The organism is Clostridioides sp. LIBA-7678 (genome assembly GCF_056716065.1).
In genome coordinates, this window is record NZ_CP196989.1 from 14,880 (window position 1) to 28,376 (window position 13,497).

A 13,497-nucleotide genomic window follows, 5' to 3' on the forward strand; every position below is an offset into this window, starting at 1 on the left:
TAGAACTTTTTTACTTCATCTCTTTGTATTAATATAATATTTATATAACATGATATTTATATATTGACTTTTAGACATATGTCTAATAAAATAAATTTAAAGGTGTGTGATTAAATTGAAAAAAATACCAAAATCTGAATTGTTAGTTATGAATTTTATCTGGGATAAAGATATGGATAAAATACCTGCAAGAGAAGTAGCTCATTTTATGGAAGATTATCATGAATGGACAAAAGGGACTACAGGAAAAGTTCTTTCTCGATTAAGCGACAAAGGATTTCTAGAGTTTGAAAAAGATGGTAGAAATACTGTGTATACTGTTAAGGTTAAACGTGAAGAGTATTTGAAGTTTGAAACAAAAGATTTCTTTAAATTTATGCATAAGAATTCTATGCATAGCTTTATTTCATCACTAGGTTGTGAAAATGAAATATCAGATGATGATATAAAAGAGCTTGAAAAATGGATAAAAAAAAGAAAGTAGGAGAATTATCTTATGGAACTTTTTATCGAGATTTTGAAATTAAACATTTATATAAGTGTACCAATTCTTTTGTTTATTTTATTTACTAAAAAAGTAAATAGATATGGTTATAAGTTTTATTATTTAATGTGTATTTTAATAATATTTAGAATGTTATTTATATCTAAAATAAATTTAAATATATTGGCTATCAACAATAACATAATTAAGAGTTATAAACATAGTATTGATAGCTATATATCATATGGTTATAGTATTAATCTAGACATATTTATGTATATTTGGATACTAGGTATTATATTAATATCTTTTTGCCATCTAAAAGCTAATTATAAATTTTATAACTATGTAGAAAATTTACAAGAAGAAGTTTTGGATGCAGATATTATTAATGTATTAGATGCCCAAGTAAAAAAATTAAATATAAATAGAAGATTTAAAGTATATAGAGTTAAAGGGATTTATTCTCCTGCTATTATAGGATTAAGAGATTATAAAATAATAATTCCAGAAAAAGAATATAGTAGTAGAGAGTTAAACTTTATATTTAGACATGAATTAGTTCATTATAAAAGGAAAGATAACTTATTTAAAGCTATGGTTAGTATTGTATGTACAATACACTGGTTTAATCCAATTTGTCATTTACTAAAGAAACAATTTAATGAATTATGTGAATTATCCTGTGATGAAATTGTAATTGATGAATATACTTCAAGTGAAATCGAAGAATATGCATATCTAATATTAGATACAATAAAATATAAAAAAACATTAAAATATTCAACATGTGTATCTCAGTTTCGAAATGAAAAAAATATTATTTTAAAAAAGAGGTTGAATCGTATGTTTAATGAAGATAAAAGGAAAATTAATCTAGGTTTTAAGTTTTTATTAACTTTTATAATAGTTGGGTCTATGTTTTCTATTAATGCTAATTCTGAGCCAAATGAAAATATATTAGGAGATACTGATGGTAAGATTAGCTATAATAAAAATGGAGAGACATATGGTCCATCTGTAACAGATTCAAATGGAAATCTAATTGAGCCAGAACTTATACAAGCTCTAGGTATAGGAAAGAAAGTAGGGTATGTAAGACAAAGAGATTTGTACGATTGTGATAATCAACCGAGAACACCAGAAGAAGCCGTTTTATATACAAGAAAAAGAAGTTTTAATATATTTAAAAAAAGTATACCTCTTTATGATAAAGAAGGTGTGAAGATTATAGGAAGATTTAAAGTTGATTAAAATAAAAAACTGATAGAAAATAATTCTATCAGTTTTTTTATGTATATTATAAGTCTATATGATATTCTCCTATAATAGTTTCTCCATCTTTATCATAAAGAGGTATACTTTTATATTTTTCATTAGATTTTGCTATTTTATTCATATAAGCAACAGCTTCTTCTGGTGTATTTGGTTGACTGTCTTCAGAATATAAATCATCAAGAGATACATAACCTTCAATATCACCTACGCCAAGTGCTGATATCATATTCTTAGTTTCATATAAATATTGACGTTCTTTTAGTTCTTCATTTGAGATCTCTATATCTAAACTCTTCATAGTTGCAATTGGGCTTTGTTTTGCTCCAACTGTTTTATATCCACTTCCATTATAAGCTTTAGTAGTGCCTTTTGTATAATATGTTCCTTTTGAAGTAGTTGATCCTGTTGTAGCTGTAAATCCACTAGTTTTATTTGTATTATATTTCCAACCAGTAGTTTTAACAACAGTTCCATTTGTATTATATAGATTAGCATGTGCACCCATTATTCCACTATCAACAGATCCAGATTTGCAAGTTATTGTGGTAGCACCTGTAACACCTGCAACTAATTTTGCACAACCTGTATGATTAGTATAGTTTTTACCATTAGCTGTAAATGAAGTAGTACCACTAATTGCTTTTGAATCAATTGAATAAGAACTAGGCTGTTTAGAATGTGTATTAATGTTAATTGTATCAGCAAAAACGCTAGTAGAAAATAATGACATAACAGCTAAAGAAAAAGCGAATGTTTTTTTAATATTTTTCATATTCATAAAATAAAACCCCTTTTATAGTATTTTTAGACAATTGTCTTCCTTAATTAATATAATATTAGACTAATGTCTAAAAGTCAACTACTTTTTCCATAATATTACAATTTATCAAAGTGTTTATTAAATGAGAATAACCTAAAAAGAACATCAGACAAATAGGTAAGCTAATGGAAGAAATAAAAGAGAATTATTCAAATATTATGGTGTTTAGTCAAAAGAATAAGCAAAGCATTCAACCATTTAGTAATAAATAGCTAACAAAAAAGTCAAAAATGATATAAAATCATTTCTGACTTTTTTTAGTTCTATAAGTTAAAATAAGACTTATAACTTTTATTTAAATAAATTTCTAAATACCCTAAAATTATAAGTATAATACTATTTATGTTAATTGAATATGATTGAAATCCGATTTCACTAAGAATGAAGTATGTGTATCCATCTTTTATATAACAACTATTATAATCATCATCTAAAATAGGAAAAGAACAATTGATTAAATTTATTATATGTTTACTAAATGTTGTATTAATAGCAATTACATAAGAATCATTCTTATAATTTGAAAAAAAATCATCATGTGTAGCATTCTCGCCTATATCATCCTCTAAAGCAATAATGAAAGATTTAAATATCTCATAATCTTCATGACTAGATGGCATGTGTTCAACACCTAAATGACTAAGTGATTCATAACAAAACTTTATCTTAAAAAACTTCTCGAAATTTTTAAATAAATTAACAATGATATCTAAATCATAATTTGATGAACAATAATCATCGCAAAAGTCAAAATAATCTTCTAAATGATTTTGTATTTCACCTTGAATAACAAAGTCTATATCTTTTTTTAGAACTACATTATTTTTTATAAAATATTCTAATACTGTTTTGCAGATATATAAATATTCTAAACTATATATTTCATGGAACATATAATTTATTGAAAATTTTTTTGAATAATATTTTATAAGTTCATCTAATTGGAAAGTATGATTAATAATATCTAAGTCTAAATTCATACATATTTTTTTATATTTTAAAAGAAATTTAAAAAATTCTCTAAAAGCAATTTTTTCAGTATATCCAATATGTTTAAGCAATTGCTTTACCTCCTAGTATAATAATATAAACAAAGAAGCCTTTAAGAGCTTCTTTGTTTGTGCTATTTTTATTTGTTATTTTATAAAATAGAAACTGTATCTGAATTAAATACAAATAAATTTTTATTAAATTTATTTAAGCAAATGATATTATTTGTTATTATGAAAGCAGTTGTAGCACTTAGAATATTAGTTGCAAAATTTTGGGGATGTTTTTGTATTTCAGAACAGGAATATGTTTCATTTTTAACCTCTTCTTTTGAAGTCAAAATCTCTGGGAAATAATTGCAAACAGGTGGATGTATTATGTTATTTTCACATTTAACACCAATTACAGTTTGTCCAGTTCTTTCATCTCCTTCTCCATTACCAGTATCAATGTAAACTAGAGAATTAATACAACTATCATAAAATACATCATTTAAAACGATACGTGCTTTATTGTTATCAACACATCCAATAAGTATAAAATCATTTAAAGAATTTTTAATTAAATTTACAACAAGTTTTTTATCAACTAAATACTCATCAATAAAAGATACTTTTATACCTAATTTATTATATCTATTTGAAAGGACCTCTGCTTTATTTATACCTAAATCTTTAGAAGTAAACTTTTGATTACGATAATTTTTAGATTCAACTATATCACCATCAATGAGTATAATTTCATCAATTTTTTTTTCAGAAATGGCCAGTTGAGATAGCAATGTAATTAAATGACTTCCTGTTGCTCCACATCCAACTATTATTATTGAAATCATAGTACTACCCCTTATTTTTAAAGTTGCTATATGTAGCAGATAAATAAGCAACTATTTTATCATGACTAGGTTCCAATCTCCAATCAGGGGATTTACCCAATTCCTCGTATCCAAAAGTATAAAGTACTTCTTCTGTAAGACCTTTTATCTTTATATTTTCTATATCTTCTTCATTGTCTATTTCTTTTATAACTTTACCAAACACTTTTACTATAATCTTTGTGTATTCTTTACATTCTGATTCAAGCTTTAAGTATTTATTTACATTACCTGTATTATTTTTATTATCATTTATACTAGGTGTATTGTTTTTGTCCTCTTTAGGTTTTTCATTTAAATTTTTTAATTGTTTACTAAATAATTCTGTAAAATTCATTTTTATTTACCTCCATAAATGTATTAATTAATTATCTTCATTGCAAATTTTTTATTAAAAAGCTGAGGATTAAATAAATCTTCAGGAGAATACCAATATAGGCTTACAATATTTTTTTTATATTTAACAAAACATGCTAAATATTGAGTTAAGAAACAATCATAAGTAAAATTATAATATTCTGTTACTATAGGATACTTGTTTTTTCTTAACCAAAATTGTTGCATTTTTCTAGTCCAATTTTTAGGAAAAGAAATAATTTTAAGTTTGGTATTTTCAGTAATTTCTTCTTTTATAACACATACATTTCTTTTATCTATTTCTTTTAGCTCTTTCTTTGTTGATATTATAGGTGTTTTTTCTAAATCTGCACAATATAGATATAAATTTAGACTAGAATTTTCATTAATTAAATATTCTGAGAGATTCTCTATGTCTTCAATGATAAATTCTAAATAATTACCTTGATTATCTAATAATTCAAATAACATAGCCTTCTCACAAGAAACATATAAGTCAAAGAGTCTATTTGCATTGACAGCTTCTTCTATAATTTTTCCTTTATCATTAGTGTATTTTATATTTAATGAATTACGTTTTATTTTGAAATTATTTTTTCCACATATTAAAATCACATTTTACCTCCAATTTATAATTTATTTTGAATAAGTTTTTTGGTCCATTCGTTATAAGTATAATTTTTAATTAATAGATTACTGTCAAATTGTTTATGATTTAGATATTCTAGTAATTCTAAATAATCTAGATTTTGTGTGTTATTTTCTACAGAAAAGTAGTCAATAGTATTTGCCATGCTAAAAAAGATATTTGGTACTAGAAAAATATTTTCTATTTTGTTGAAATCTAAATTAATTTGATTAGAACCTAAACAAACATTTCCATTGTTATATACATTTGAAAATGGATAAATAAATAATTGAGTATTTTCATTTATATTTTTTGTCTTGGATACTGATACATATAATTTACTAAAGATATTATTAACAATTTTTATTGCAAACAATAAATTTGGCATACCTATATCACTATAAAAATCTTTACCAAAACTCATAGGAGCAGATAGTTCCTCTCGAAGTATAATATAGATCTTTGTTGTTTTATTTAATTGAATTGTCTGAATAAGTTTCATGTTATCTTTTTCTTGATATATAGGACTGAAGAAAGGTATATCTGACAGGTTTTTTAATTCAGAAGATGAGAGTATACTACTTATAAAATCTGAGACAAGCAATGTTTTAACTCTTTTTCTTCCATTATTATTTTCTATAAGGTTAACTGTGTTACTATTCTCTATTAATTCAAATAATATAGTTTTCATTATATCTCTCCTCCAAGATACTTAATAAAATCAATATAAAAACATCAGTTCTAATTCCTGATTTACTCAGAGTATTTGTAGAAATACGTAAAAAAGTATATCCGCTTGAACAATAGCAATCATCACCATAATCATCTATAAACAGGTTTTTTATTAGTGATATTATATTATTTTTTATAGCAATATTAATAGCTATAACCATGATATCATTAGTAAAATAAGAATAAAATTCATCATGAAATGTATAAGTATCTTCGATTTTTTTGGAACTAATTTCTAAACAATCTTCTATATACAAAATAATATCTTCAAATATTTTATACATATTAGTATCATTGTACATAAGAGTTTTTTCATAACGAGAAGTGATTAGATCATAATAACTAGTAAAAATATGATTAATATTACAGAAGCTTTCAAGTGTATTAAATAATTCTTCAACTAACTCAAATGCATTTTCATCTTGAGTAACTTCTGAAATCATATCACTAGTGCTTTTAAGAATAATGTTGATAATATTTGTATTTATCATATTAAAGTTTTTTAGATATTGTAAGATGATTTTATTTCTATTTACACAACAATAACAATTATTAGATTTTAATAAACTAATATAAAAATCTAAAGCATCATTAAATGATAATTTCATATTAATAAATTGTTTTGTATTGATATAATTTTCTTTGAAAGAGATCTTTATTTTTGAAAGTTCTTTTAGATTATACATCAATATATTTTTCTCAGATTGGCCAATATGTTTAAACATTAGTATATTTCCTCCTCTTCATCAGTAGATTGAGGAATTGATGATAAGTTTTCTTTTAAATATTCAAATTCAATCATGTCATTTATAATATGGTTCTCTTCAACATTATCTATAGATAGCATAGAAGATACTTTAACAAAAATTCTTGATGGTATCTTTTTTAATACTTTCTCATTAATTTTTGGAAGGGATGAGCACATTTCTAATAAATTTCTTATTAATATATCATCTCCTGATAATTCTATTTGGGAGTCCAAATTTTTTTGTAGTTCATCAAAATTAATCATATAAATCACTCCTAATTTTTATAATTTGATTTTTTTAGTTTATTTTCATAATAATAATTACATTTATGAAAATTCATACAATTATTAATTGTTTTATTAATAAAATCACAGCAAGGCATATTGAATCCTAATAGCTCATACAGTGAATCATCATAATGACCACAATTTATACATTTTACAAGATGGATTTCTTCGTCCAAAAGTCCTAAAGCATTTTCTTTAGAAATTATGATATTTCCATTTGTTCTACTAGATTTTAAATAAAGTAGTACAGCTGATTTTTTTTCAGCATTTTTTTTAAATATAGTTTTTCTAAATTTAATGTCTGTATTATTAGAGTGATTTACTTTAAATCCTAAATAGAATAGAATTTTTTTTACCCCAAAGATATTACCATCTTCCATAAGTATTTTTATGGTATTTTCTTTAGTAATGGTAATAATATCATTTGAATTGTCTGGTTTTGAATAAAATAAAGCAATTTCTTTTTCTATATTATTCTCTTTAATTTTTAATTTTTTTAATATAGTGTTTGCTTTAGCTGGATATCTTACTGGGAATCCTAAATTGAATAAAATTTTTTTTGTCTTAAAAATATTTTGTCTGTTAATCTCATTAAAGTTTTTAAATATCTCACCTAAATCTTTTCGATAGAGTGAAGATAATAATAAAGATTTTGATTTCATTAAAAAAACCTCCTTTTTATTTGTTATGCTGATAGTGACAGCTTATTTTTTTAGTGCTAGAAGATAGCTTTGATTTAATTCATATATAATATGGGGCATTTAGAAGTCTTTTTTGAAAATTTTTATAAGAAATAAAAAAACTGTTATTAAAATGATTTATAATCACTTAATAACAGTTTTAATTTTGAAAATTATTTTTTAATATCATAATTTAAATTCTTTTAATATAGAATGAACATCTAGTCTATATTCTTGAATAACTATTTCCTCTCTTGAAGTATATTTATAAAGTTAATACCATCAAAATTTATTGACTTTACATTACTTTATCTAAATAGATTTAAATTGATGTAAGATCTGAAAAAGAACTGCATTCTTGTAGCTTATAATAAAGCGTTTCAAGTGTTATTTTATCATTAAAATATATGTCTATGTTATTATCAAATACACATATTTTTGCTATAGTTCCATTATCATAATAAAATAATTTTACAGTAGTTATATCTATAACCATTTCCTCAAGATAGATTTTCCAATGCACTTTAAAATTATGTAATATACAATGTTCTTTTTTATCAATTATCTGATTGATGAATAAGGTATCTTTAAATTTAGATTCATGAGATTCATTGGTAGTTTCAACATTATTGAATGGTTCAGTATCAACTTCAATAGATTTATAAGGCTTGTTTTCATATAATTTGCTAATTGAATAAAATAATAAAGTTAATATAGAAATGTAAATTAGTTGTTTTGGTAAAACTAATAAAAAAAATAATAATGGTATTAATAGGTAAGTGCTTATACGTAATTTTTTAAGAATATTTACAATGTAAAGTATATTATATTTATTTAATTTTTTTGCTTTAATCAAGAAAATTCCCCCTTTATCGCTAACATGTATAGCTTATTTTTTATATGCATTAACTATGCTTAAATTTTTTATTACATATAATATGGTATAAAATTTAACTATTTTTGAAATAAATTTAAATTCTCTAATAAAAAATATGTTCCCTTAATGATAGTAGTTTTGTTTAAGCTATCTACCATAAAAGGAACATATTATCTGACTAATTATTTATTTTTATATATTAAGATAAAATTGTAATGAATTAAACACCTTTAGTATAAGAAGTATATGTTTCTCCTGATCTTACTAAATCATATGGAAATACAGCTCCTCCTCCATAATTTAAATTAACACCTGTTGTTGATTTATATGCTTTATAAACTAATTGAGAACAATAAAACGCATTTGTAAGTTCTGGTTGCTCAAATATCCAGTTATATGGAGAATTTCTCTTATTATATGCCCATGTTGCAGCAGTCTTATCTTGATTTGCTGTAGTACTTCCTACTCCTAAACCATAAATAGTATTATATCTATCACGCCAATTATTATTATATACTTTTACTCCACCATCAGAGAAAGATTCAACTGTAGTTTTAGCTGTATGAACTATTCCTGCATGACCTATAAGTTTTCCTGATGATCCATCTTTAGTAACAAGTATAGCACCTATTCTTGTTGGATATGTACCTGATGTTGCTTTAGTAAGATTTGGATCTTTATCTGTACTTTGTATTCCATTTTTATGCAATTCTTGGTCTATTTCTTTAAATCCATCTAATTGTTTCTGAATTATAGCTTCATCACTTTGACTTTCATTATGTTGGACTTCATTTGCGAATAATAACATGCTAGAATTGATAAGAATTAAGCCTAATACTAAAACACCTGAAACGTAATTTTTAATTTTCATAGTTCACATCTCCTTGTATTTATATATTTTAACCATTCAAAAGAACAGTTAATTATTAATAAAAAAAGATACAAAAGTCTTATTCTCATATTTTTTTAATTTAATAGATTTCTTCAATTTAAAATCACCTAAATTATAAATATAGATTTCTTCTCCATTAGAAGATAAAAATTCATCTTTATTTATACAGCTTGAAATATGCTCATTTTCAGTATCATATTGATTTATTTCTAAACTATCTATATTTAACCTAGCTACTCTATGTTGAGTTGTTTCACCTAAAGAACTGCTTTCAGTTATGTAAAGATAATTTTCATCAGCCAGTATCTGAGATAAGTTATCAAAGGGTAATTCAATGATTTTAGATGAATAGTCATCTAGATTAACTCTTATAATTTTATTTGAAAGCATATCATTACCATCTCTATTTTTTAATATATATAGGTTGTTATTTATAATTTTTGCACTTGTTGCATAACTTCCATCTGATATATCAATAGTTTTCTCGATACTTAAATTTTCTTTATTTATAACTGATAAAATTAATTTATAGGTGCTGGAAACTTCTTTAAAAGATATTAAATATACTTTTTCATTTTTTTCAACTAATACTATTCCTACACCTAGATTTTTAAATATTGTTGATTTTAATATTTCATTGGACTTTAAATTTGTTTTAGAAAGAAAAACTTCGTCTGGACTAGATGATCCTGAGTAGATATTTTTTTGATCAGATACAAAAAAAGTTGGATTATTACCTTTGGATGAGATTATAGTTTTAGGTTTTAATGTATCTTTGTTTATTTGGAGAACAAAGTCATTTGATTTATTGTTAGTTGCAGGTGCTGTATAGTAAATGTTTTCTTTGGTATCATCACCTGTTGTTTTGAATCCTGTTAATATTATTCCTCCATATTTTATTTTTTTATTACCTTTATAATTGCCTTCTGAATCATATAAAGAAATTACAGAGCTATTTTCCATAGAGGTATTAATAGTAGCATACTTATATTCCTCATCATCAGATTTTGAACAAGCAGTGATTATTATAATTAATAAAAATAGTAATATTAATTTTTTCATATATCCTCCTAACATTTGTATATATAAAAATAATTGTACTTAGATGTTAACAATAATTTTCTGAAAAGTCAATATTTTCGCATAACTGGTCGTTTAAAAGGTTAAAATGGGAGAATATGCAAGATAATATACTAAATTATTAATATAAAACATAAAAGGAACATATCAATTAATTTATTTTCAAAAAAATCTTTAAAATGAACCATATTTGTTAAGAGATAAAAAAATAGCTATTTATTAGTAAAAAAACACAAGTTGTAATTGTCAATAAAGAGAAAGGAGAAAAAGTATGGTTGAACAGTTAGAGATTTAGTAAAAATAATATAAAGGGTGATATTATGAAAAATAACAAAGAGAGCTTAAAGTTATTAAAAGAAAGCATAGAAAATGAAACAGGTGTTAAGTTGGATACTTTAGAAATAGGGGATATGCTTTTATCTGTAGATAAGGAAGAATGTGGACTATATGAGCTTTTTAAGATAGTACAAGTTGGTAAATTTTTATTTTTAATTGATTGTGATGGAAATGGAAATCTAATTAAATCTAGAAATGAAAAAAATACCTTGAATATAGACATAGAATCAGATAAAGAGTTTATTTTAAATAACCCTGACTATATGCAACTAAATATACTTAGAAAAAAGGCTTTTAGAGATTTAGCAAATGATTATTCATTTACTAAGTTTAGTAAAAAATAAAGAAGAAAAAATATATTTCCAAGAAGGTATGAGAGGAATGGATAGTATGATAACAAGAAAAATAGCACCAGCAGAACTAAAAGTAATGAAGTTTATCTGGGATTCAAATACTAAAATAGCATCAATTAATGCTACTAATGCTATGTATGAAAAATATGGATGGAAACAAACTACAACATTAACACTACTATCAAGATTAATTAAAAAAGGTTTTTTAAGCTCAGAAAAAATTGAAAGGTATACATATTATAAACCTACAGTTATAAAGAGTGAATATGCAAAATTTGAAACTAAAGAATTCATTGATAATGTCCATAATGGTTCTTTGGAAAGTCTATTAGATTCATTAATGACCTGTGAGCAATTAACAGATGAGGAAAGAAAGTACCTGAAAATTTGTATGGACAATTTAAAATAAAAAATCAAAAAAGCTATATTACTAGAAAATATTACTCTCATAGAATATAGCTTTTTTATTTAAAGTTTATAATATCAATTTTATAAAATAATTAATTTAGTATAAGGAAACTTCAGTAACTTCTATTAAAGATTCTGAAGGAAAATCAGGATGTATTATCTTTGGAATAAAACTGATCTGTAGATTTTCTTGGTTATTATAAAGATCACGAATACAAAAACCATTTTCTAATTCAGATAAAATTGAATTAGGGGTTTCTTCTGACCATTCAAAAATCCCAATACAAAAATCAATAGTTTCTCTTACCTCCTCAATAAATATATCATATGTATATATCTTACCAACCATATGTTTTAAGCTAGATATTATACTTGATACATTATATTGTCTTGTATTATAGTAATAAAGTAATGAATGAAGACGCTTTTTAATAGCATTTTTTAGTTCACATAATGATATTTGATGAGTTTTATACTTATTAAATAAATTGTGAAATAGCTCGAAATCATTATACATGCTTGTATCAAGATCTCTATCAGTAGGAGAAAGATATAGCTTTTTATTATCTATAAAAGCCCCAAATTTAAAAATTTCTTCGTTTAATGTGCAAGTTTCTATGTATCTATCTATGATTTTGTTGTAATATTTTATATTTATTTTTAAACTTTCAGCCATAAAAGTACCTCCTATAAATTTAAAAATCAAAATTTATGACATTGCCCAGACACCTTTTTCTTGCCTAATAAAAATATGATTTATTTGAAGTGTTTGTCTAACTTTTTCTCTCCAATATTTATTTGAATTACATTTTTTATGACCTTCGATTTCTTTATAGATATCTTCTAACTTTGCTACTTTTCCTAACTTCTCTATTACTGTAGCAACCAAGTCTTTCCAAGTTATGCTCATACTATTTCTTAAGTCACAAGTACCTTTTTGTACTATTGAAAAATCTAATGTATATGAATAATCCCTTCTAAGAACTATTGCTGTTTCATGAGCTATCCTTATGAAATTTTCTTTTTTATAAGATTTTGTATCACTAAGACAATTATTTTGTTCTTTTACAATTATTTGTTCCAAAGTTCCTATTTTATCCATATCTAGTAACATAGAATATAGTTTTCCTTGTTTTTTTATATCAGCTGTAAGAATTATGAGTCTACCACCTTTTTCTAATGATGCAAATTGCTTTGATAAACAATAATTTATTTTTTTCATAAATAGAGAATAGTCTTTAATGTGAGATAAATCATTTTTTAATGGAGTATTTCCATAAACATATCCACTATATTTAATAATATCCCAATATGGTGGATGCCAAAATATAAGTTTATTTCGCTCCTTTATCTCATCTGTCATTAAATCAAATCCCATGTTTAAATCATAACAATTAGACTGAATTCCTAATGTATCTGCTACATCTTTAGTTGTATTACTTCCACACATATAATCACTAATACAATCAGAATTATAAACATTAAGTAAATCAACTATAAGTTTACCTGATGTATTTCCACGATAACTAGCATTTCCATAATCTCCTCTTTCTTTATAGCTTACTAAACTTCTCATATCTAAATACCTCCTTATAACTGACATATGCAGCTTATATTTTATTTACTGTAAATCAGCTTTATTTTTTAACTAATATGGGGCATTTAGAAGTAT

General features: G+C 23.9%; 18 protein-coding genes. 4 read left to right on the forward strand and 14 right to left on the reverse strand.

What is annotated here, in order from left to right; all coding sequences use genetic code 11:
• Nucleotides 1–115 precede the first annotated feature (115 nt).
• The gene (locus ACTG46_RS20530; protein ID WP_021383418.1) at nt 116–484 is read left to right on the forward strand and encodes a BlaI/MecI/CopY family transcriptional regulator; all 369 of its coding nucleotides are present in this window, start codon (nt 116–118) and stop codon (nt 482–484) included.
• 12 nt (nt 485–496) lie between these two features.
• A complete protein-coding gene (locus ACTG46_RS20535) occupies nt 497–1,738 on the forward strand; it encodes a M56 family metallopeptidase (RefSeq protein ID WP_021383427.1) in 1,242 nt (413 codons plus the stop codon).
• A 46-nt stretch (nt 1,739–1,784) separates the two neighbouring features.
• Here the strand turns inward: ACTG46_RS20535 and ACTG46_RS20540 are convergent, their stop codons facing one another.
• From ACTG46_RS20540 to ACTG46_RS20595, 12 genes are all read right to left on the reverse strand, one after another.
• Complete coding sequence (locus ACTG46_RS20540) at nt 1,785–2,540, reverse strand: hypothetical protein (RefSeq protein ID WP_021383434.1); 756 nt, start codon at nt 2,538–2,540, stop codon at nt 1,785–1,787.
• A 305-nt stretch (nt 2,541–2,845) separates the two neighbouring features.
• Nucleotides 2,846–3,643, reverse strand: a complete 798-nt coding sequence (locus ACTG46_RS20545; protein ID WP_021383349.1) for a hypothetical protein — start codon at nt 3,641–3,643, stop codon at nt 2,846–2,848.
• 80 nt (nt 3,644–3,723) lie between these two features.
• Nucleotides 3,724–4,407, reverse strand: a complete 684-nt coding sequence (locus ACTG46_RS20550; RefSeq protein WP_021383416.1) for a ThiF family adenylyltransferase — start codon at nt 4,405–4,407, stop codon at nt 3,724–3,726.
• 4 nt (nt 4,408–4,411) lie between these two features.
• Complete coding sequence (locus tag ACTG46_RS20555) at nt 4,412–4,783, reverse strand: hypothetical protein (RefSeq protein ID WP_021383437.1); 372 nt, start codon at nt 4,781–4,783, stop codon at nt 4,412–4,414.
• Nucleotides 4,784–4,806: 23 nt separating this feature from the next.
• Nucleotides 4,807–5,418 carry a hypothetical protein gene (locus ACTG46_RS20560; RefSeq protein WP_021383417.1) on the reverse strand — a complete coding sequence of 204 codons (612 nt, stop codon included), beginning with the start codon at nt 5,416–5,418 and terminating at the stop codon, nt 4,807–4,809.
• Nucleotides 5,419–5,432: 14 nt separating this feature from the next.
• Nucleotides 5,433–6,122, reverse strand: a complete 690-nt coding sequence (locus tag ACTG46_RS20565) for a prokaryotic E2 D family protein (RefSeq protein ID WP_021383400.1) — start codon at nt 6,120–6,122, stop codon at nt 5,433–5,435.
• Nucleotides 6,103–6,888, reverse strand: coding sequence for a hypothetical protein (locus tag ACTG46_RS20570; protein WP_021383367.1), 786 nt, complete (start codon nt 6,886–6,888; stop codon nt 6,103–6,105). The genes ACTG46_RS20565 and ACTG46_RS20570 overlap by 20 nt, the downstream gene beginning before the upstream one ends.
• On the reverse strand, nt 6,888–7,175 hold the full coding sequence (locus tag ACTG46_RS20575; RefSeq protein ID WP_021383382.1) for a hypothetical protein: 288 nt from the start codon (nt 7,173–7,175) through the stop codon (nt 6,888–6,890). Before ACTG46_RS20575 ends, ACTG46_RS20570 begins: the two co-directional genes overlap by 1 nt.
• 11 nt (nt 7,176–7,186) lie before the next feature.
• Nucleotides 7,187–7,861, reverse strand: a complete 675-nt coding sequence (locus ACTG46_RS20580; RefSeq protein WP_021383394.1) for a hypothetical protein — start codon at nt 7,859–7,861, stop codon at nt 7,187–7,189.
• A 340-nt stretch (nt 7,862–8,201) separates the two neighbouring features.
• A complete protein-coding gene (locus ACTG46_RS20585) occupies nt 8,202–8,735 on the reverse strand; it encodes a hypothetical protein (protein ID WP_021383391.1) in 534 nt (177 codons plus the stop codon).
• A 241-nt stretch (nt 8,736–8,976) separates the two neighbouring features.
• A complete protein-coding gene (locus tag ACTG46_RS20590; RefSeq protein WP_021383440.1) occupies nt 8,977–9,627 on the reverse strand; it encodes a YiiX/YebB-like N1pC/P60 family cysteine hydrolase in 651 nt (216 codons plus the stop codon).
• 48 nt (nt 9,628–9,675) lie between these two features.
• On the reverse strand, nt 9,676–10,710 hold the full coding sequence (locus tag ACTG46_RS20595; RefSeq protein WP_021383355.1) for a YncE family protein: 1,035 nt from the start codon (nt 10,708–10,710) through the stop codon (nt 9,676–9,678).
• Nucleotides 10,711–11,048: 338 nt separating this feature from the next.
• Here ACTG46_RS20595 and ACTG46_RS20600 point away from each other — a divergent pair, with 338 nt between their 5' ends.
• Together ACTG46_RS20600 and ACTG46_RS20605 are read left to right on the forward strand one after the other, a co-directional pair.
• Nucleotides 11,049–11,408, forward strand: coding sequence for a hypothetical protein (locus ACTG46_RS20600; protein ID WP_021383381.1), 360 nt, complete (start codon nt 11,049–11,051; stop codon nt 11,406–11,408).
• Nucleotides 11,374–11,826 carry a BlaI/MecI/CopY family transcriptional regulator gene (locus tag ACTG46_RS20605; protein ID WP_021383353.1) on the forward strand — a complete coding sequence of 151 codons (453 nt, stop codon included), beginning with the start codon at nt 11,374–11,376 and terminating at the stop codon, nt 11,824–11,826. The genes ACTG46_RS20600 and ACTG46_RS20605 overlap by 35 nt, the downstream gene beginning before the upstream one ends.
• Nucleotides 11,827–11,922: 96 nt before the next feature.
• Here ACTG46_RS20605 and ACTG46_RS20610 read toward each other — a convergent pair whose 3' ends face one another.
• The gene (locus ACTG46_RS20610) at nt 11,923–12,501 is read right to left on the reverse strand and encodes a hypothetical protein (protein WP_021383346.1); all 579 of its coding nucleotides are present in this window, start codon (nt 12,499–12,501) and stop codon (nt 11,923–11,925) included.
• A gap of 33 nt (nt 12,502–12,534) precedes the next feature.
• Complete coding sequence (locus ACTG46_RS20615) at nt 12,535–13,401, reverse strand: class I SAM-dependent methyltransferase (RefSeq protein WP_021383387.1); 867 nt, start codon at nt 13,399–13,401, stop codon at nt 12,535–12,537.
• Nucleotides 13,402–13,497: the final 96 nt, after the last annotated feature.